Annotated in this window: 15 protein-coding genes and 1 pseudogene; 6 read left to right on the top strand and 10 right to left on the bottom strand. The window is 55.4% G+C overall.

The genetic code is table 11. The annotated features are described in order from the left end of the window. Nucleotides 1-117: 117 nt before the first annotated feature. The 4 genes from RA28_RS18055 to RA28_RS18040 form a co-directional block, all read right to left on the bottom strand. The gene (locus RA28_RS18055; protein WP_039531938.1) at nucleotides 118-1758 is read right to left on the bottom strand and encodes a recombinase family protein; all 1641 of its coding nucleotides are present in this window, start codon (nucleotides 1756-1758) and stop codon (nucleotides 118-120) included. Continuing rightward, nucleotides 1755-2165 carry a DUF2924 domain-containing protein gene (locus tag RA28_RS18050; protein ID WP_039531936.1) on the bottom strand — a complete coding sequence of 137 codons (411 nt, stop codon included), beginning with the start codon at nucleotides 2163-2165 and terminating at the stop codon, nucleotides 1755-1757. The genes RA28_RS18055 and RA28_RS18050 overlap by 4 nt, the downstream gene beginning before the upstream one ends. Continuing rightward, nucleotides 2155-2421, bottom strand: a complete 267-nt coding sequence (locus RA28_RS18045; protein WP_039531934.1) for a DUF3489 domain-containing protein — start codon at nucleotides 2419-2421, stop codon at nucleotides 2155-2157. Before RA28_RS18045 ends, RA28_RS18050 begins: the two co-directional genes overlap by 11 nt. Before the next feature lie 246 nt (nucleotides 2422-2667). After that, on the bottom strand, nucleotides 2668-4008 hold the full coding sequence (locus RA28_RS18040) for an adenylate/guanylate cyclase domain-containing protein (RefSeq protein ID WP_039531933.1): 1341 nt from the start codon (nucleotides 4006-4008) through the stop codon (nucleotides 2668-2670). Nucleotides 4009-4209: 201 nt separating this feature from the next. On the opposite strand from RA28_RS18040, the pseudogene RA28_RS18035 reads away from it, so the two are divergent. From RA28_RS18035 to RA28_RS18005, 6 genes and pseudogenes are all read left to right on the top strand, one after another. Further along, nucleotides 4210-4866: pseudogene (locus tag RA28_RS18035) on the top strand (DUF924 family protein). Nucleotides 4867-5156: 290 nt separating this feature from the next. Then, the gene (locus RA28_RS18030) at nucleotides 5157-5810 is read left to right on the top strand and encodes a pyridoxamine 5'-phosphate oxidase family protein (protein ID WP_039531931.1); all 654 of its coding nucleotides are present in this window, start codon (nucleotides 5157-5159) and stop codon (nucleotides 5808-5810) included. Nucleotides 5811-6875: 1065 nt separating this feature from the next. Beyond that, the gene (locus RA28_RS18020; RefSeq protein ID WP_039532540.1) at nucleotides 6876-7901 is read left to right on the top strand and encodes an ABC transporter substrate-binding protein; all 1026 of its coding nucleotides are present in this window, start codon (nucleotides 6876-6878) and stop codon (nucleotides 7899-7901) included. Beyond that, nucleotides 7902-10118 (top strand): ABC transporter permease, encoded by a 2217-nt coding sequence (locus RA28_RS18015; RefSeq protein ID WP_039531928.1) that lies wholly within the window; start codon nucleotides 7902-7904, stop codon nucleotides 10116-10118. It abuts the gene before it with no gap. Beyond that, complete coding sequence (locus RA28_RS18010; RefSeq protein ID WP_039531926.1) at nucleotides 10115-11188, top strand: ABC transporter ATP-binding protein; 1074 nt, start codon at nucleotides 10115-10117, stop codon at nucleotides 11186-11188. The genes RA28_RS18015 and RA28_RS18010 overlap by 4 nt, the downstream gene beginning before the upstream one ends. 2 nt (nucleotides 11189-11190) lie before the next feature. Further along, nucleotides 11191-11757, top strand: a complete 567-nt coding sequence (locus RA28_RS18005) for a histidine phosphatase family protein (RefSeq protein ID WP_039531924.1) — start codon at nucleotides 11191-11193, stop codon at nucleotides 11755-11757. 6 nt (nucleotides 11758-11763) lie between these two features. Here the strand turns inward: RA28_RS18005 and RA28_RS18000 are convergent, their stop codons facing one another. The 6 genes from RA28_RS18000 to RA28_RS17975 form a co-directional block, all read right to left on the bottom strand. Next, entirely contained in the window at nucleotides 11764-12555 is a 792-nt protein-coding gene (locus RA28_RS18000) for an inositol monophosphatase family protein (protein ID WP_241481161.1), read from the bottom strand. 649 nt (nucleotides 12556-13204) lie between these two features. Next, entirely contained in the window at nucleotides 13205-16819 is a 3615-nt protein-coding gene (locus tag RA28_RS17995; protein ID WP_039531920.1) for an autotransporter domain-containing protein, read from the bottom strand. A 518-nt stretch (nucleotides 16820-17337) separates the two neighbouring features. After that, entirely contained in the window at nucleotides 17338-18471 is a 1134-nt protein-coding gene (gene nagA / locus RA28_RS17990; RefSeq protein ID WP_039531919.1) for an N-acetylglucosamine-6-phosphate deacetylase, read from the bottom strand. Next, nucleotides 18468-19496 carry an SIS domain-containing protein gene (locus RA28_RS17985; protein WP_039531917.1) on the bottom strand — a complete coding sequence of 343 codons (1029 nt, stop codon included), beginning with the start codon at nucleotides 19494-19496 and terminating at the stop codon, nucleotides 18468-18470. Before RA28_RS17985 ends, nagA begins: the two co-directional genes overlap by 4 nt. A gap of 12 nt (nucleotides 19497-19508) precedes the next feature. Then, the gene (locus RA28_RS17980) at nucleotides 19509-20264 is read right to left on the bottom strand and encodes a GntR family transcriptional regulator (RefSeq protein WP_039531916.1); all 756 of its coding nucleotides are present in this window, start codon (nucleotides 20262-20264) and stop codon (nucleotides 19509-19511) included. After that, entirely contained in the window at nucleotides 20251-21138 is an 888-nt protein-coding gene (locus tag RA28_RS17975) for a BadF/BadG/BcrA/BcrD ATPase family protein (RefSeq protein WP_039531914.1), read from the bottom strand. Before RA28_RS17975 ends, RA28_RS17980 begins: the two co-directional genes overlap by 14 nt. Nucleotides 21139-21208: the final 70 nt, after the last annotated feature.

Genomic DNA, 21208 nt, shown 5'->3' with positions numbered 1-21208 from the left:
CCGTGGGTTAGCGGCGCGGCGCAATCGCGCAGACCGTGGACCGTGCCGGTACACGGCCGCAAATCTCCGAAAGTCTGCGCTCGGCATTTTCGCGGTAGCAGGTGTCGGTTTGGTGGATCAGAGAGTCGCGAGAAGCGCGCGCTGGTCCTGCCAGTCTGATGGCAGGGTTCGCGACTTGCACCAGTCGGACGTAAAGCCGAGGGGCTGTTTGCCCGTCAGAACGTCGTGAATGATATCTGGTGCGAGGAAGGCAAGATCAATCATGTGCTGAACGCGTCGTTTGGAGATGCCGTCGTTTCTAGCGATATCGCCAAAGGTCTCACCCGCCTTGATCCGCTCCATCCAGTGATGTGCGAGCGCTATGTTCCGTATCAAAGCCTCGTCTTTCCCAACTGGAGTTTCGGCCAGAATAATCTTCGTCTCAACGCCACGCTTCCGTAGCTGGAAAGGCGCTTCGAGCTGGAGCGCAATTGCGTCCATTGCAGTGATGTCGATATCCAGAGCAACCGCGACGGCTTTGGAATCGAGCTTGAGCATGACTTTACCCGGCGCAATCTCGATGCATTCGACGAGCGAGAGGATGTCTTTGACATTCGGCCCTGAGGTCAGGTCCGTAAGTTTGTGGAGAACCCGGGCGATCTCACCGGCGCCGGACTGTGGGCAGAGACGCCCTGCAAATGTCGGGCTGGCAAGATGGCCGCGCGCAAGATTGCCGACCTGGGCCTCGAGATGATCCGCCGGCAGGCGCCAGCCATCAAGGTTCTCCTCCCCGCTGCGCGCGATCAACCGGTGCGAGACATAGTAGCGCAAACGGGTACCCTTTTTTGTTCGTGAATGCGAGGGCGTCAGACGGTCTCCGGTTTCATCGAAGATCTTCCCGCAGAGCAGCGACACGCGGCGCGGCGCCTTTCTCAAGCGTATTCGGGAAGCCATCCCTTGCAACCTGAGCTGAACCGCGTCCCATCGGTCGGGGGCAATGATCGCGTCATGCTGACCCTCATGCACTTGATCTTTGTGCCGGATCCGCCCCGCATAGACCGGGTTCGTCAGGATGTGATGGATATGCCCGCGGTCGAAGGCGCCGCCGCCACGGATCTCACCAGAAGACAGTGTTCTGCGCCGGGTGCGCAACCCTAGCACATCGCCCTTCTCTTTCACCACCCGGATGAAACCGTACTGCTCGTAAAGCGCGTAGAGCGTTCGGATCGTCTCGGCTTCGCGTTCGTTGACCTTCAGCGTCCTGCCATCCGGATCATACCCCATCGGCACCTGCCCGCCCATCCAAAGCCCGCGGCGTTTCGAGGCTGCTATCTTGTCCCGAATTCGTTCCGCCGTCACCTCGCGTTCGAACTGGGCGAAACTGAGCAGCATGTTCAGCGTCAGACGTCCCATGCTGGTCGCCGTGTTGAACGACTGCGTGACCGAGACGAAAGAGGCGCCGGCGGCATCCAGGATATCGACAATCTTGGCGAAGTCGGCCAGCGACCGGGTCAGGCGGTCAATCTTGTATACGACGATCTGGTCGATCTTCCCATCCCGGATATCCGCCAGTAGCTGCTGCAAGGCCGGGCGTTCCAGCGATCCTCCGGACAGCCCGCCGTCGTAGTAATGGTCTCGCACCAAAAGCCAGCCTTCATGTTTCTGACTGGCGATGTAAGCAGCACAGGCCTCCCGCTGGGCATGCAGCGAGTTGAACTCCTGTTCCAGACCATCTTCCGAGCTTTTGCGGGTGTAGATGGCGCAGCGAACCTTCTTCATCTGCCGCCCCCTGCCCTGCGGGTCAGGCCGAAGAACCGGGGACCAGACCAGGTGGTGCCAGTGATGTGCTTTGCGATGGCCGAGAGCGACGGCCAGTCTTTACCATCCATATGATATCCGCGCTCGGTCACCTCTACCTGATAAGTTCGGCCATTCCATTCTCGGACGAGGTGCGCGCCGGATCGAAGGTCGCCGCTGCTGACAGGTGCAATCCCTTTGCCTTCTGCGATCTGTCGCAGCTTGCGCCGTGTCGCCGCCGGTAGACCGCCCGAAGAGCGGCACTGCTCTTCATAAGCCACCGCCTTGCGCATGAACGCCACGGACAGGTATGGCGGCGGAGAAGACCCGAAAGCCTCTTCCCAGGCACCAATTGCCAGCGGTCGATCCGGATCCGGCTTACCGGGCATCGGTCATTTCGGCGCCTGCAATCTCGCCTGTTTGGGCGGACGTAGCCGAGATCCGGTAGCGTTTGGGCTTGCCCTCATATGGCTTCTCGCCCAGAACCTCGTAGCCCGCCTTGCGCAGACCTGTCAGCGCCGCCCGCGTCGTGTGCGCCTGCCAGCCGAGCTTGTCGCTGATCATAGCCACATCCGCCCCGGCTTTCCGGGTCAACATCTGAATGAGCTCTTCTTTCTTGGTTTTTGGCTTAGATGATTTTGCCATTTGCTCTTCTCCTTTTGGTTCACGCAGGCTGAAAGGAACCCTGCTACCGAGGAGAGCCCGGGGACCCGGGCGCAAAAGGCGCGGCGTAGTATTGGGTGCGTTGCGACATGGACAGTACCGCTCCGTTTGGCTCACAAGTCCAGTGGGAGAATGACCGCTTACCGCAGGAAAGCCGTCATCTGAGAAAAACAGTCAGATGACCGCTGCGAGCCCTAATCAGACGTTGAATTGAGAGAAATAGGAAAACTAGTTTTCGACCTTGAACAAAGGCCATTTGTCGGGGACACCCTTTAGTTGCCTTTCTCCGATTGGTTCAAACTGCAAGCCCGAACCCACGACCAGGCTTCTAACCACACCAGAAACCCATGTTTCACCTCCCGGTACGAACTCAAGAATTCGTGCGGCAATGGTAACTGCCAAACCAGAAACATCGTTATCCCGTCTTAGGCACTCACCAGTATGGATACCGGCACGTACGACCAGACCAAGGTCCGATGCCTTTGTTTTAATGTCGTTGGCACACGCAATCGCGCGGCTAGGGCCCGTGAAAGTTGCGAGTACCCCGTCACCCATGGTTTTGATCAGAGCGCCGTCGTACCGAGCAATCGCCCGAGCCGCTGCCGCTTCGTGCTCCTCAATAGTGTTTTTCCAGTTTTCGTCGCCAATGCGCGATGCTATAGCAGTTGACCCTTCGATATCGGTCATAAGAATTGTAGACAGGACACGGGTTTCCCTTGTCTCAGAGGTGGCATTACAGACGAAATCAGTGATTTGTCGAACAATACCGCTGGTATCCCCGATCCATGGAAGGTGATCTGAGTTGTCAACGAATTCAAAGCTAGCATTTCTAATATTCTCGGCGAGGTATTTACCGTCTTCTACAGAAACTGCGATATCCTTTTCAGGATGAAGGATCAGCGCAGGAGCTTCGATTGCTGGGAGGACCGACCTGTAGTCGATTTCGTAGTTCAGACGCGTGATGGCAATGGCTGAACTCGGGCTCGCCGACTGTGTAAGTAGCTTGTTGAAAAACGCCTGTTCTTCTGGTTCGTCCTTAACGGAAGGGGCCGCCCACTCTAACTCGTGACCGAGATCGCCCCAACTGGCTTCGAGTTGTTTGAGGTCATTCTCGAATTCCGCACGGCGTCGGCCTCGTGGCCAATCAGGTTTCCATGCGTCGCAGGGGCGGCTACCAATCATAACTATCGAGCTGACCATTTCCGGATAACAAGCTGCGAAGACGGCAGTCATGGCTCCCCCTTCGCTTATTCCGAAAATTGCAGCCTTGGTGCTGCCAACAGCAGACATGACTGCTCGAATGTCTTCCGCGCGTTCTTCCAGCGTCGGCGCTCCAACGTTGCGATCCGACATACCGGTACCGCGTTTATCAAAGATGATGACTCGGCATTTCTCGGCTAATCCCTCGAGAAACTTTCGGTATCCAGGGTGTTCCCAAACGATCTCGATATTATGGAGCCAACCAGAGATGTAGATAAGATCAATGGGTCCGTCTCCAATTACTTGGTAGGCAATCGCAACATCGCCAGCGCGTGTAAACTTAGTAATTGGCTTAGCAAAAGGGACCATGGAGCATTCCGCAGGTGACACAAACCTAGTATTGCTCAGTGCCGACGAATTCCAAAGTTTTTCATGATTTAGAACACGCGGAAAAGAGTTAGTTGCAGAAGGCAAGCGTTCGCAGGGAGTTCCGCTGCACCAAGAAACTGGGTTTGTTTTTCAAAATCAGAATTTCGGACATAATCGGATTGTAGTTTACAGGATGGCAAGATGGACGATCTAGACTCTCGCGCGACCCAAGTTCTCGACCTATGGTTTCCCGATACGGAGCACTGGAACAGCCCCCAAACACACATGCAGTTCTGGGACGAACGCATGCAGGGTGGCATGGACGAAATAATCTGCAGCGAGTTTGCCGAATTGACCGAGGCCGGGGCTCGCGGCGAGTTGGATGGATGGTCCGAGACTGCCAGAGGAAGGATGGCACTGATCCTGCTATTAGATCAATTTCCCCGTTCACTCTGGCGGGATACACCCGCCGCTTTTGGTCAGGACATCTTGGCATGCCGATTATGTTTGGAGGGTATAACCAACGGGCACTATGCCGCGCTGTCGACGCCATGGGAGCAGATGTTCTATGTCATCGCAATTGGCCATTGTGAAGGGCCTGACCACCATGATCGGATCGACTTGTGAATCCGTTTGGTCGATGAAATGGCATCGCTGTGGCCGAAGGCCTTGGCGCCTTTGGCCGACGGTGCGAATGGGCAGAAAAGAACTGTTCGCAAAGTAATCGAGAGGTTCGGGCGTCATCCGCACCGGAACAAGGTACTCGGTCGAACGTCTACCGTCGCGGAGGAAGTCTACATCGCCGCCGGTGATTTTCCTCACCAGCGCAAAGCTTCGGACGTGATATCGGACACCTGAAGGGACAATCGAAAGTGGTGCAGATCTAATGGCGGCTGTATTCGCGGAAAGGCATCCCAAGCAGATAGCAACGAAGGACTGCGGTTAGCGAATGCTTTATGACCTATTCTTTTGGGACCTCCGTCATTATTTCATGCCGCAACATACCAACGTGTTAGAATTCAGTGAACGTACGCAGCGATCCCAAATTGACCGATCCTGCAAGTTGCCCCCGTGTCCGTTCGCATCGTAGGCTTTGCACCGAAACAAATCGTCCCGTCATGCTGATCTGAGCAGTATTTGGAGGTAAGATGCCCAAGAACAGCAAACTCAATACTGCGTTCCTAGTCCGAAATGAAACTGACCTGAGGTCACAGTTCTCTGAAACGCATGAAATCGCTATCAAAAAATGCCTGAAACATATCGATGAGCACGCGCGGAAGTTTATTGAAAGATCTCCATTTGTTTGTATCGGTACCCAATCACCGGATGGTTCTGCGGACGTAAGTCCTAGAGGTGATCCGTGCGGGTTCGTAAAGATATTGGATGACACGACCCTCTTGATCCCCGACAGACCGGGCAACAACCGTTTGGATACACTGTCAAATATTCTGACCAATTCCAAAGTCGGCCTACTATTCTTAGTGCCCGGATTCGATGACACTATGAGGGTAAATGGTCACGCGGAACTCACGCGTGATCCTGATTTGCTTTCCATGATGGCCGTAAATGAACGAGTTCCCAAAATTGCCATCGCGGTGCATGTCGATGAAGTCTTCATTCATTGTGCGAAAGCTCTTCGCCGATCAAAACTTTGGGATGTCGATCAGCATCAGAACCGTGACGACGTACCGTCTCTAATGAAGATCATACTGGATCAAACATCTGGCGCACCGACCGATCCCGAGGAACAACTTAGGTTGGACGAAAATCTGGAGCGAGAGTATCGCCAGACAATGTACTGACCAAAGTAAGTGGTGTACCTGCTGCCACAAGCGGTTACTTGTTGGACAAAACAGAAGGTCCACCCAATCACAATGCTGTCACTCGCTTTCGGACTCACAAACAAAGCCCGACGTTATACTGACGTGACTTGTATCGAGCAGAGCCCAATAACCGCTTTCGACTAAGATACCGTCTGGAAGCATCACGAAAGTCATCACACTGGCGCCGCGCTCGCCGAAGCTCTCTGACCTGTGGCACGCAGATACGCCGTTTCGTTGGTCATTGCACTTGAGCAGCCAAGTGCGTTCGATTTCGTGGTCGTCCCAGGTAAAGACACCCTGATCACCGGTAACGCGATAAGTGTGATTAGGCCTTTCGGGGTGAGTGCAGGAAATCTCCAAAGATACCGCCGCCGTACTAACGAGCATCAGAGTGATTGCTGGAATTATGATCAGCCGCAAGTTTAACATGCGTGCATAGTGCATCGCTGTCCTTCCACGTTGCAAGATCCCTAGAACCGAAGGGACGTTGGTTGAATTGGCATTGGCCTGCGCTTTAAATGTCTGCTTAGTCCGCACAGCGGTCGCTCGCGATATTCAGGTGAACGTCAGCATCGAGCCCATTATTGACGTTCGCAGGGTAAGTTGCCTCGGTCATACAGGGCGATGAGAACGCACTCACTGCGTGAACCCACACATCACAAGTGGGGCCAAAATCAGAAGCTAGTTTTCAACATTCGCCACAGAATCTGTATCGCCGCTAGACAATCTGATTGCCAGAACACCTTCGCCAATCGGCGCACGAGTCAAGCTCTGCGCATTCGAAGGCTATGGATGAGCTTGCGATCTTCCTTTGAATAACGCTAGTAGAGGCACTCCGTTTAGATCGCACTGATTTTGTCACTCTGTAAAAATCCTTGCGAAACAAGTGTTAGAGTGGTCAGACTTACATAGTCACAAAGAGGAAAAGCCGTACCGAGACTGGTGAAATCAAAAAATGCCACAATTAAGCGTGGCCGCCCTCGCAGGTGACATGACGGTTCCCAGCTCAAAGCTGGTAGCCGGGTAACTATGGGAGGAAAGACATTGAAAAAACTAACAAATACACTTGCTGGCTCACTGATCGCATTCGCCGCTTCCTTGGGTGCTGCGCAAGCCGACAAGCTGACATTCTACTGTTCGGCGCAGGAAGACTGGTGCCAGCTGATGGCGCGCAGCTTCGAGGACGCCACCGGCATTGATGTGAACATGACTCGCAAATCCTCTGGCGAGACCTTTGCGCAAATCCGTGCGGAAAGCTCAAACCCAAAAGGAGATGTCTGGTGGGGCGGCACGGGTGACCCGCACCTTCAAGCGGCCGAAGAAGGATTAACTATGGAATATGTCTCGCCCATGCGTGACCAGTTGCATGACTGGGCGATTTCACAGGCCGAAAGTGCTGGCAACAAGACCATCGGTATCTATTCGGGTGCGTTGGGCTATGGCTACAACTCTGACCTTCTGGCGGCCAACAACCTGCCGGAACCCGCCTGCTGGAAGGACTTGCTCAAGCCGGAATATAAAGGGCACGTTCAGATGGCGAACCCGAATTCGTCCGGAACTGCCTACACAACGCTGGCGTCGATGGTGCAGATCTTTGGCGAGGACGAGGGCTTTGAGTTCATGAAAGGCCTGCACGCCAACATAAATCAGTACACCAAATCCGGATCGGCACCCATCAAGGCCGCGGGTCGTGGCGAGAACACGATCGGCATTGTCTTCATGCATGACGCGGTTAAGCAGGCGGTGTCGGGCTTCCCTGTAAAGGTTGTCGCCCCGTGCGAAGGCACTGGTTACGAGATCGGTTCGATGTCGATTATTGAAGGCGCTCGCAACGAAGAAGAAGCCAAAAAGTTTTACGACTGGGCGTTAAGTGCCGAAGCGCAGAACCTCGCACTTGAAGTCAATGCCTTTCAGGTCCCGTCCAACAAGGGTGCACAAACATCTGAAAGCGCCCCGGATATGAGCCAGATCAAACTGATCGACTACGACTTCAAGAAGTACGGCTCCTCTGACGAGCGCAAGCGTCTGCTGCAAAAGTGGGACGAAGACGTTTCGGTGCTGCCGCAGTAAGTGACTGACACTGCGAAAACCAGGACCCACCCGGTATTGATCTTCTGGATCATTGTCGGGTGGGTCGGCTACGTCCTGCTGCCATGGTACATGGTTGAGGATGGCCTTTGGTCATTTGAATGGCTCTTTAACGGCTATCCGTTTGACGAAGATTTTGCGCCCGCTCTATTTCTGATCGGGCAGGGTGAAAAGCTCTGGCTTGCACCCTTGCTGATCCCGCTGGCATTGCCAATACTGTTGCTGGGGAAACCTAAATCTGATCCGATCTATGCTAAGATCCTGATACTTGCGGGTGCACTGGGCTTTGGCTGGCTGATTGCGCAAGGCTTCGGGATCGGCATTCGCGGCTTCAACTTCGACTGGCTCAAGGCCCTGTTTGGCGAGCCAAAAATCCGACAGTTCGGAATGGGGTATGGCGCGATGCTCTGTGCGTCGGCCTTCCTGTTCCTGCTCACGCAGGGCATCGCGGCGCGCGGTGCAGTCAACGGTGACGTGTTTGTCGTAAGCGCCATCGGCGGCGTCATTACAATCGTCACCGCCTTCGTGTTCTTTCCAATTGCCAACATGCTGTTTTCGGCCTTTGTGACCGAAGACGGCGCCTATTCGGTATCTGCTTTTGCCTCGAAATTCTTTGATGACCGTCTCTGGGGATTGGGTTGTTTTTGGGGTGCGAAATGCGGCGCCGCGTGGAACTCCCTCTTTTTGGCCATTGTCGTCGGCCTGATCACCACGGTTCTGGGACTTTGTTTTGCACTTGTGGTCACCAGGTCAGGGTTGCGGTTCAAGCGTGGGATACGCGCGCTGACTGTTTTGCCAATCATCACGCCTCCCTTCGTAATCGGGCTGGCCTTGATCCTACTCTTCGGTTTATCCGGGTCGGTCACAGTCTTTTTCGCTGATCTTTTTGGCGTGCAACCGTCGCGGTGGCTCTATGGAATGCCTGGTGTCCTGATCGCCCAGACGCTGGCCTTCACTCCCATCGCATTTCTGGTGCTGATTGGTGTTGTCGAAGGCGTGTCGCCGTCGATGGAGGAAGCCGCCCAAACGCTGCGGGCCAATAGGTGGCAAACCTTCCGAACGGTGTCGCTACCCCTGATGAGACCCGGTCTGGCGAATGCCTTTCTGCTCGGCTTCATCGAAAGCATGGCCGACTTCGGCAACCCCCTTGTTCTAGGTGGTAATTTTGACGTTCTGTCGACCGAGATATTCTTTGCCATCGTCGGCGCGCAATATGATCAGGGTCGGGCCGCCGTGCTGGCTATGGTACTGCTCTTCTTCACGCTGTCTGCCTTTTACGCGCAACGCGCCTGGCTCGGTAAGAAAAGCTATACCACCGTTTCCGGCAAAGGGGACGCCGGCGTACATCCGCTTATGCCCAATGGGCTGGCAATACCCGTGCTGGCCATCGCGACCATCTGGGCACTGTTTACAGCGGTTGTGTACGGCATGATCATTTACGGCAGCGTCGTTGAGCTTTGGGGCGTCAACAACACGCTCACCTTCAAACACTATGTCACCGCCTTCTCAGTGCGCTTTGAAGAGGAAGGCATTCGCTGGACGGGTGCTGCATGGGACAGTTTCTGGACCACCATCAGTATTGCGGCCATAGCGGCTCCGCTGACGGCAGCTGTTGGACTGGTGACCGCCTACTTGCTCACGCGCCAAAATTTCGCCGGAAAGAACGCCTTCGAATTCGGAACGATGCTGTCCTTCGCAATTCCCGGTACCGTCATCGGGGTCAGCTACATCCTGGCTTTCAACGTTCCCCCGATCGAAATCACAGGCACCGGTGTGATCCTCGTGGTCAGCTTCATTTTCCGCAACATGCCCGTCGGCGTGCGTGCGGGCATTGCATCCATGTCGCAATTGGACAAGTCGCTTGATGAATCCTCGCTGACGCTGGGAGCAAACTCGTGGCAGACGTTCCGACGCGTGATCCTGCCCCTGCTCAAACCCGCCATCCTAGCGGCACTTGTCTACAGTTTTGTCCGCGCGATGACCGCGATCTCGGCAGTCATTTTTCTGGTATCGGCCGAATACGACATGGCGACCAGCTACATCATCGGGCGCGTCGAGAACAATGATTATGGCCTCGCCATCGCCTATTCCACCACGCTGATCTTCGTGATGTTGGCATCTGTCGGGCTTTTGCAATTCCTCGTGGGCCGCGTACAGATCGGACGGCGCACCCAGATCGGAGCGGAAAGAACGATATGACGGATACCAACATTGTTAGTAAAGCCGCGCCGGTTCGGTTCGAAGGAGTGTCAAAGGTATTTGGCAAAGATGTCGTGGCCGTCGACAACATCGACCTCCATGTGGAAGCAGGTAAACTGGTGACACTGCTGGGGCCATCGGGCTGCGGCAAAACAACGACGCTGCGCATGATTGCCGGTCTGGAGATGGCCAGCTCGGGCCGGATCGTGATTGGCGATCGTGACGTAACCAAGCTGCCCGCGACCGATCGCGATGTGTCTATGGTGTTTCAGTCTTACGCCCTGTTCCCACATATGAGTGTGCTGGAAAACGTGATGTACGGTTTGACATTCTCAGGCTTTGATAAGAGCGAGGCCAGATCGCGCGCGCTCAACGGGTTGGAACTGGTGGGTCTCAAAGGCTTCGACAACCGTTTGCCTAGCGAGCTGTCAGGAGGCCAGCAACAACGTGTCGCAGTCGCCCGCGCGCTGGTGCTGGAACCGCAGGTGCTCCTCTTTGACGAACCCCTGTCGAACCTTGATGCCAAACTACGCCGACAGGTGCGCGAAGACATTCGCTCCATTCAGCGGGACCTCAGACTGACGGTTGTCTATGTAACCCACGATCAGGAAGAAGCGCTTGCCGTGTCTGACGAGATCGTCGTCATGCGCAACGCCGCCGTCGCCCAAATCGGCACGCCACGGCAACTCTATGACGCACCAATCGACCGCTTCGTGGCTGACTTCATCGGTGAAGCGAACCTGATCGAGTGCAAAATCGTCGAAGTCGATGGCGATCAGGCAACAATCGACATCGAAGGACACCGCCACAGCTTGCCCTCTCGCGATTTGCCCGTGGGTCCGGCAACGCTGGCGGTGCGTCCGTCCCGCGTCCTGATCGGATACGAAACCGGCATCCCGGCAAAAGTCTCCAAGGCCACCTATGTCGGCGTGCGCATGGAATACACGCTGACCGGCGCATTCGGACAGGTGTTTGCCGTGCAGGACGACGTGGATGACCCGTTGCAACCGGGCGCTGACGTCAAAATGGCCTTTGCAGACCGGGGACCGGTTTTGCTGCCGAAGGTCTGACATTGCCGAAACTCGTTATCATTTCGCACCCGGAAGTGGTCGTGAACCCAGAGATTGCAATCACCAACTGGGAACTGAGTGAGGTGGGTCGCACCCGGGCCGAAGCATTTGCCAATGCGCCGATCATGGCCTCGGTCAGCGCCATCTGGTCCAGTACGGAACGCAAGGCAGAACAGACAGCTGCGATCCTGGCCAAACCGCACGGCCTTGAGGTGAAAGTAAACCTGGCGCTGGGCGAAAATGACCGCAGTGCTACCGGTTTCCTGCCACCGCACCAGTTCGAAGCCGCCGCCGATGCATTCTTCGCTGCACCCGACGTGAGCTTTCGCGGCTGGGAAACCGCGACAGATGCTCAGGCCCGGATTGTTGGGGCAGTCACGTCAATCATGGACGCGCACGATGGTGGTGATCTTGCCATCGTAACCCATGGAGCGGTTGGGACGCTGCTCTGGTGTCATCTCTCCGGAGTGCGGATTGATCGCCAGCGCGACCAGCCAGGGCAGGGGCATTTCTGGAGCGCTGATTTGGACACGCTGTGCTGTAACCAAGGCTGGCTGGCTATCGCCTGACGCAAATTAGACGTTCCATGCCTTCTCGCAAATTGCTTTGAGATCATCAAAGATCTTTGGCGTACCGGCAATGACGCGGCCACCATCGCGGATCATTTCATTGGCGTCCTGTTCTTCGACGACACCACCGGCCTCTGCGATCAACAGCTGACCGGCAAGACAGTCCCACGCGTTCATATGCTCTTCGACGTACCCCAACAGCCGGCCTGCCGCGACATAGGCAAGCGACAGCGCTCCGCTTGCATTGCGATGATACATGGCCCCGCGTTCGATGATGGCTGAAATGATTGGGATCACCTTTGAAGCTTCGATGCGGTTCGAATATCCGACCGAGACGGTCCCGCTTGCCATATCGACGTCTGATGCGACCTGCATTGGCTGCCCGTTGAGCGTTGCTCCCGCCCCCCGGATGGCGACATAGGTCTCAGCCACGTTCGGCTCGTGAATGACACCGATTTGTGTTTGTCCCTCTGAAACAACCGCCAGGACGATCGTCCACGCCGGAATGCCGTTTACGAAGTTCGTGGTGCCGTCAATTGGGTCGATCACCCAGTCAAACCCGCTGGACCCTGATTTCGCAGCGTGCTCCTCACCGAAGATTCCGTCATCGGGATAGGCCTCAATTATTTTTTCGCGAACATACGTCTCGACATTCCGGTCGGCTTCGCTGACCCAATCCTGAGCACCCTTTGCATCCACCACCAGAGTGTCTCTGTTGGCAAAATATCTTATAGCCAACGCGCCTGCTTCTTCAGCCACTTTAGTGGCGAACATACTTCGATCAGAGATGCTATGCACTCGACCCTCCTACCGTTAAACTCTGTTTCTGAGTTTGAAGAATAGGCAGTGCCGGGAGTCAGTACCACCAAGCAACATTAAAACCCGTTTTGTCGATTTCTTCAGATAAATATTGCGACAACCAAATGAAGCCCCAAACTAATGGTGGACAGCGGACCTATGCAAATGATGTCTCTTACGTGAAGGCCCGCTTTGAGTGCGTTGTAGTCCAAAGCCGAATAATTTCCGACGGTACAGCTTGAGCCCATAAAACTCTTGATCGACCATAAATGTAGCGACTGCTTTGTCCGCGTAGCGGACGTTCGCTGCAACTTACTTGAATGTCTACTTTGCGGACAAAGTGTGCTTTCGCTGCGCATGATCTAGCGGCGGCTTTCGGCACCTCGTGATCGCAGTAAAAAACATCAAGGCGGCAGAAACGGACTCTCGCAATGGTCGCAAATCTATCTGACTTAGGCGAAAGCCGGCGTTTGAAGTCGATGCTCGCGGCTAGTTTCTTAAATTCACAAAACCCCTCTGATTTCATGGACGGACGTGGCTTGGATATGCGTGGCGGAACTAAACAGAACTCCTCATGGTCTGGAAGGTAGTCCGATTGAAAAGGATGTTTGGCACCAGAAACCGGCCAAGCATGCAGCCATCCAAAGGTTCAAAACCTTATGGAAGCCGTAAGCTCTCCGACAACGCTGGATCCACCACCAAATGTTGATTGGTACTCACCGCTGAAGCCTATCGATCGGTTTCCATCCGCAGATGTATGTTCAAGCGTAAAGCCAAGAAACCCCGCAGTTGCATCTTCTGTAGAAGCCACGAAAGAAAAGGGCGTCGCTGCCACGATTGCGTCCACATCGTCGGATCCAGCATCGAAAGTTGCATCTACTCCAACGGCAAAGTTCAGGTAGGTGCTCGATCCATTTGCGGCCTCGTAAAGGCGCGGCAAGTTCAATTGCGCCCGCGTGTTGAAGAGCGAAACGTTCCGATCTTCGACGGTTAGGGGATACGCCGTGCCTGTTTCGGTATATTCATCAAGTTTCAGAAAAACATAGCTTACGCGCGCACTGAAGAAGGCAGGTATTGGCAAGGCGTCGATGGGTGCCGAGATTGAGAGCGACGGAGCAATGAAAGTCCCGTCAAAGTCGCCCTTCGCTTCGCCGCCATCAACGTTTCGGGTCACGTCGTTGTCGGTTACGCCAGCGAGAAGCGTCGCGTTGATGCTATATCGTCCGTAGTCTCTTTCGAGGTAAACGCCACCAAAATATGAAGTGATATCGGTATCGCCTGCGTCTTGATCGAGCGAGATCTGGCTGTCGTTATATCCGACAAGAACACCAAAATCGCTACTATCGATGAGTTCATTCGTTTCGGCACCAACTACGAAACCGTACATGCGATGGCTGAACCCAAGGTTTGAACCGTCTTCTTCAACATCGCGATCTCCGCCAAAGGCCGAAGCCCATACATATGGACCGTTATCCTGTTCGACATACCCGAAGGGACCCAGGTTTCTGCTGACCTGACCGTCCGATGACCCGGACGCATAGGGGCTGGCGGTTTCAATCGTGTTGAATACTGCGTCGGTCAGATCGCTGATGAAGGTACCTTGGGCCGCAAATCCTGTTGTATCGACCGAAACCGCCGTGAGGCCATTGTTGGCCAAAACGCCGGCCCCTCCGAAATTGACGATTTCGGGGGCGGACGCGAGGTCATTGTCGTCACCCGAAGCATCGGCAAAATTAACAACCGCGTTCATTCCGCGCGCAAAGTTCAACGTGTCGAAGTCATTCGGGTTTGTTCCGCCCATTCCATCATTACCATTACCGAAATCGACCGAACCATTCAGGACCGAGCCGGGTTCGAGCGTTAACGTGTCATTGCCGTCCCCTCCAAATACGATGGAAAAGCCTTCGCGTCCGGTGATGCGGGCCGAGTTCGTGATGGTTGCGGCGGCATTGTTATCACGATCTTCGATCTCGATACCGTATTCGAACGCATCAATTTTTCCGGTGTTCACAATGGTGATCGAACCGGCTCCGTCTACATCCACTTCGATCCCGTTATTGTCCAGCGAACGCAACGCCCCGCCGTTGGTGACCCTGGCATCACCGTCGCCGTTTAACTCGATGTCAATAGCGTCGGAATCGGCGGTAAGACGGGCAGTGTTCTCAATACTGACGTTGCCGCTTCCCTCGACATCTACTTCGACCGCATCGTCTTCGCGAGAGGTTATCTGACCAGAATTGCTAATAAAAACATCGCCATCTCCAAAGATTTCGGCGTCAATTCCCTCGTCATTTCTGGCGGTTATGGATGCAGAGTTTGTGATGCTTATGTTGCCGTTCTCGGTCACATGGGCGAAGATTCCGTCAACTTCGGCATCGATGGTGCCGGTTGCTGAAATGGTGACATCACCGTTTCCGTCTATTTCAGCGTTAATGCCATCAATGTTCTCAGCCGTGATATCACCCGACGCCTCAACCACGATGTTTCCATCGCCTGCAAAAAAGCTGCGGATGCCGTGTTCGCTAGCTTCAATATCACCGTTCATCGTGATCGAGATGTCGCCGTCACCATCAACTTCGGCTTCGATGCCGTCATCCGAATCGGCGCGGATATCACCTGTGACTTGAATGGTTATGTCACCGGAATCCTCGGCATCAGCGTCAATACCGATCGCACCCCCTGTGATATTGCCCACTACGGTGACGTCAATCACGCCACCGGGGCTGCCGGTTTCCACATCAATTGCATCGCTGTCGCGCGATTGGACGTCGCCGGTCACATTGACGGTCACATTCCCGTCCTCGGCGTCAGCAAAGATCGCATGTTCTTCGTCAGCAGAAATGTTGCCGTTGGAATTGATCGTTACGGTGCCTGTTGCATTGGCTGCGCCGTAGATCCCGTATTCTCTGCCAGTAATATCCCCGATGCTGTCGATGACGACATCTCCCGCGCCATTCACCATTGCGTTGATACCGTCGCCCGCTGCTGCACCGCTGACATCGCCGCGGTTTGTAATGGTAATGTCGCCATCATTAGTCACAAGCGCGCGGATGCCGTCCCTTGCGGACGAAATATTGCCCGACGAAGTGACGCTGATATCTCCGTCTCCGCCCCTTTGGCGGGCAAAGATGCCATCAGCGTTGTTGCCACCGGTCGTGATGTTTCCGGTCGAGCGGATCGTGATATCGCCGTCACCGTCATCTTGCCGGGCAAAGATACCACGGGCGTTGTTGCCAGAAGTCGAAAGGTTGCCCTCGGTTTCAACGGTGACATCCCCATCTCCGCCATTTTGACGCGCCAAGATGGCGTTCGCGTTGTTTCCTTCTGTCGTGATATTTCCAGTCGATTGGATCGCGATGTCGCCATCGTCATCGCTTTGCTGTCCAAGTATACCACCAGAGTTGTTCCCGGCCGTCGAGATATTGCCATTCGAGACCACCGAGACATCCCCTTCGCCGCCACTCTGAAGCGCGGTGATGCCTGTTGATCGATTTCCGGCCGTGCTGATGTCGCCTGCTGAGTTAACCGATACCGTGCCGCCTCCACCGTCCTGATTGGCGTAAATTCCGTCTGAACGGTTGCCCGATGTGCTGATACGACCATCTGAAACCACTGACACATCGCCATCACCACCTTGTTGAGTGGCGCCGATACCGACGCTTCTGCTGCGTCCAGACGTTGTGATGTTGCCTGTAGAGTTGACCGACACAGCACCATCACCCTCAAGATCGGATCGAATGCCAAAGGATCGGCGTCCGTTTGTTGCAAGGTCGCCCGTTGATGTGATCGAAACATCCCCGTCGCCGTCTGCGTCCACGACAATCCCATCCGCGCCGTTCCCGGTAGTGACAATGCCGCTTGTACCAGTCGTCCGGATGTTAAGGGTTGCGTTGCCTGTTGGTGTGCTGAAAGCCACGCCGTCTGTTCCACCGCCTGGTGCAATTCCCGCAGCTGTCACGTTATTGATATTGAGCGTTTCGAGTGTTGGCCCGTTCGCCTGTACACCCGTTGAAACATCTCCCGTACAAGTGGCGAGGTCACCCGCAACAATACAGGGACCATTTGACGGAGGAACAACCGTTTGCGCCACCGAAGGAGTTGCCACTCCAATCGAAGCGCCCAAACCTATCGCACCGGCCGCAATCGGAGCAGCGAAAGCACGCAATGCAGCAGGTTTTCTCTGATGGAATTTGCTGGTCTGTGCTTTGGAAAGTGCCGCCGCACGACGGTGCGCTTTACGGTTTAAACCGCTTACTCGAAACATCTTGTTCACCCCTTAAGGGTGGTCTGGAAACCACCGCAACTTTTTTGCGCGGAAACACCCGCGTGTCTGTTAGCAGCAAAAAAATGATGACTTTTTGATGTTCCGATTAACGATATACTAACTAATTTCTGACTGGTCTTTTGTATGATGCAATTTGATCACATGTGTGCTCTGAAAGAACCGATGAGCGGCAGCTTTGGGCCGACCCTTGTCATGTTCACGGGCAACAATGCTTGGATCCCACCAGTTAACCTATAGCGCGGCATTTGCCATTTTGGGCTCAGTGCCGTCGTTTTCTGCGGTTCGCACGTACGGCGGCTTCGGAGTCGGTGATCGTGATTGTACGTTTGACCAGCAGTTGAACTGACCACGCAACCAGAGATCGATTCATATAACTCTTGTTCAACGATGTTCGCGGTTCGTTATGGTCCGAGAAGGCAGCGTAGCGTTTTTCGCTCGGTCTACTCTCGGAAACCCTAACTGACAGCCTGTCGGTTGTCGGCTCCTCAGAGGGTTGATCAGAATTGAACCGGTTGTGCGGCTGACAAATCCCGCATGATCAGGATCATGTGTGCCAGATCAAGCGCTAGCCTTTCACCCCGCTTCGCAATGACCTGATGCGGTACGCTGGTGGCTGCGGCCAGTGACTGTGGCAAGGGGATATCGACCTGTTCCGTCAGAACCTTCACTGCCTGGGTCAGGCATAGATCGGCCCCAGCCAAGGTGCCATCTTGCAAGGTCAGCTTACCATCTTCCCGCCGGATCGGGCGGCCTTCCAATTGGAATTCTGTCAAATCAGTCCCGGCGACGGCCATTGCATCGCTGACAAGAAAAACCTGCCCGGGTCCCCGCTTGGTAGCCCACGCGGTGCGCATGGCTTCGGGATGAACATGCACCCCGTCCGCAATCAGCCCCGCCGACATCAACCCATGAGATAATGCGGCACCGACCAGTCCCGGCTCTCGGTTGCCAAGCTGGCTCATGGCGTTGAACAGATGTGTGGCGCAGCGCGCACCTGCATCGGCATAGGCCATGCAGGTCTCAAAGGATGCATCGGTGTGGCCAAGCGAGACGATGATTCCGGCCTGCGTCAGCGCCATCACTTGCTCTTGCGTCGTAGATTCGGGTGCAAGCGTGACCATCAAGGCGGGCAAATGCTCTGCCGCGGCAATCATCGCGTCCAGATCGGCTTGCTCCATCGGGCGGATCAGCGCTGCATCATGTGCCCCTTTGCGGCGCTCTGACAGATGTGGGCCTTCAAGATGCAGGCCGGCGATGCCCGGAATGCCTGCCTGAATGGCTTCGATAGATGCTCCAATCGCGGCCCGTGTCTTTTCGGCCGTGTCCGTGATCAGGGTGGGCAGGATGCGGGTCGCCCCTAACCCGCGATGCGCCTTTGCGATCCGGGTCAGTGTATCAACGGACGGGTCGTCGTTGAACATCACACCATCACCACCATTGACCTGTAGATCCACATATCCAGGACTGAGGATGCGCCCTGCGAGGTCCTCGATCCGGGCGTCCGAGGGTATCTGATCCTCGGGGACCAATGCCTCCATCACCCCGTTTTGAAACCGGGCGGCATAGCCATCGTGCAGATCACTGCCATCAAAAATCGGGCCGCCTGCGAAGGTGATCGAAGGACCGGTCATACCGTTTCCGTCACTTTCTTCAGGTGCCGGGGCATGTCCGGATCAACCCCACGCCGAGTGGCGACGCTTTCAACCATTCCGTAAAAGGACGCGATTACGGGGATCGGGTCGGTCATCCAGTGTGATGTCCTGACATGCGGCAGGACCGTCGCTTGTTTTACTCGGCTGGTGGTGGCAAAGACATCTGCCCCTTTGGCCGACAGTTCATCTGCGATCTCGGCTAGGTAGGACTCGGTCGCGTCGCCGGATGACAAGGCCAACACCGGAAAACCATGATCGACGATAGAGACAGGGCCATGCAGCACCTCGGCCGCCGAATAGCTTTCGGCGTGAATCTGGCAGGTCTCCTTGAACTTCAATGCGGCTTCGTTGGAAATGGCCAGCGACAGACCACGCCCCAAAGTGAACAGCGAACTGCCATCAACCGCATCCGCCACCGCGCTCCAATCACAGGCGATGGCTTCCGAGAGGCTGTCTGGCAAGTCATGAATTGCACGCAACAGCAAGTCGTCGCGTTTCACCTGTGCGATCAGCCACAGACCCGTGACCAGGGAGGTGACGAAAGTTTTTGTTGCGGCCACACTCAGCTCGGGGCCCGCATGGATTGGCAGCGTAGCATTAGACGCATCGGCCAGAGCCGAGGCGGTGTTGTTGGTGATCGCAACAGAATAGGCCCCGGCCGAAGTTACAGATTGCGTGAGCTGCACGATGTCCGGGCTTTGCCCAGATTGTGAGACCGAGATACAGACTGCATCCTCGCAGCGCATGTCGACGCCATAGATCGATTTGACCGACGGCCCGACCGAGGCCATTGGCAAGCCCAGCAGTAACTCAGACGCGTATTTAAGGAAGCTACAGGCATGATCCGAAGAGCCCCGCGCAACCGAGATCAGGAACCTTGGATCGCGGGCCCGGATTTCATCAGCCGTTTGCAAAACCCGGCTTGCGCCTTCGGTCAGCAGGCGATCGACTGCGTCGGGTATCTCATTAATCTCCCGCTGCATTTGAGTGGTATTGTCAGACATGGTCCCAGGCTTTCAATTAGATAGTCGCAGTTCGGCCACGAAGTCGTAAGCGTCACCGCGATAGATTGAGCGGGTCAGTTCAGCGACCCGCCCGCTTTCCAGATAAGAGGTGCGTTGAATCCGAAGACCGGCAGTGCCCTCGGCGACGTCCAGAAGCTCGGCCTCTGGCGCCTCGAGGTTGATGGCCGAAATTTTCTGGATCGCGCGCATCGGTCGAAACCCGGTTTGTTCGAGAACAGCGTAAAGCGATCCGCTCACTTCGGTCGGGTTCGGCAGAATATCCAGTGGCAGCGCCGCGCGTTCAAGTGCCATCGGTCGCCCCCCAGCCGCGCGCAAACGGTGGATGCGGGCAACCTGTTCATTGGTGGACAGGCCAAGGGCCATCATCTCTTCGGGCGAGGGTAGGAAAATGCCGCGTTCAAGCCAGGTTGAAGTGGTCTTGAGGCCGCGCCTTTCCATATCTTCGGTGAAAGAGGTCAGATGAGACAGCGATTGTTCGACCCGGGCAACGGGTTCACGCACGAAAGACCCCGATCCCTGTCGCTGTTCAACCGCGCCTTTACGCACCAGTTCCTGAATGGCCTTGCGCACGGTCACGCGCGACAAGTCGGTCAGTTCGGCTATCTCTCGTTCAGGCGGCAGCGAGCTGTTGGGGGGCAGGATTCCGTCCTCGATCCCCTTTTCCAGTCGTTGACGCAGCTGTACATAGCGCGGACCAGCGTTTTGCCCCAGCCATCCTTCGGGTCGCAGGAAATCAGCTACATTCATGTTCGATTTCCTTCTGATAGGCACGTACCAAAGCCAAAGCGCCAGATAATGGATCGCCCAAAGGCTCGACCAACGCAGCTTGCATGGTTTGAGGCAGATACGCCGCATAGTAGGGTCCGATGCCTCCGGTCAGGCAAATCGGCAGACCAGGTGCCCACCCCATCTTATGCAACATACCTGCCAGATAATCCGCGCCGTCCTGCAAAAGCTTGATCGCGAGCGCATCCTTTTTGCGGGCCAACTCTGTAACCTGCGGTGCGATTGCGCCAAATTCGGTTGGGGACATCTGCGCAGCTGCTCGAACCAGTCCGGGTGCGCCACCATGCTCAGACAGCAGATCCTGCGCCAAATGAGAAGGCGGGCTTAAGCCATCAACGTGATCCAAAGCCTTCGACAGCGCTCGTTTCCCAATCCACTGTGCTGAAGCATGATCGCCCAGAACGGGCCCCCATCCTCCGGCCAGTCCGATCACGCCAGCCCGTTGTTTGGCGATGAAAGACCCAGTCCCGCAATGTGCGACAAACCCATCATCTGGGCCGAGCGCCCCGCGCAAAGCAGCCGCGCGATCATCCTCAATGCGAATGTTATGGAACGGCAAAGCTGCTGCCAGTTTTTCCGCAATCGCATCACCTGTGATCCCGGCCAACCCCATATAGGCGGGGGCTTGTGTGAGTTCCTCAAAGGAATGACCTGATTGAGATATCAGTGCCTCTAACCCGCGCTGTAATGCGCGACAGGCGGCGTCGAAATCAGTGGATACGTTTGCCGCGCCCACCTCGACCCTATGACGCGTAACACCGTCACAAAGCGCAAGTCGACAGCGTGTCCCGCCCCCGTCTACAGCCAGAATCAGTGGTTTTGAAGATCGAGTCATATAGAGGCCTATATAATACCTATTGTCAGAATTAAAGTCCCAATTATGACCAAATACGCAATATTTGCCT

Source organism: Ruegeria sp. ANG-S4 (genome assembly GCF_000814005.1).
In the GTDB taxonomy this organism is placed as follows: Bacteria; Pseudomonadota; Alphaproteobacteria; order Rhodobacterales; family Rhodobacteraceae; genus Ruegeria.
The sequence above is the reverse complement of the archived record's forward strand: the minus strand, read 5'-3'. Positions and strand labels throughout refer to the sequence as shown.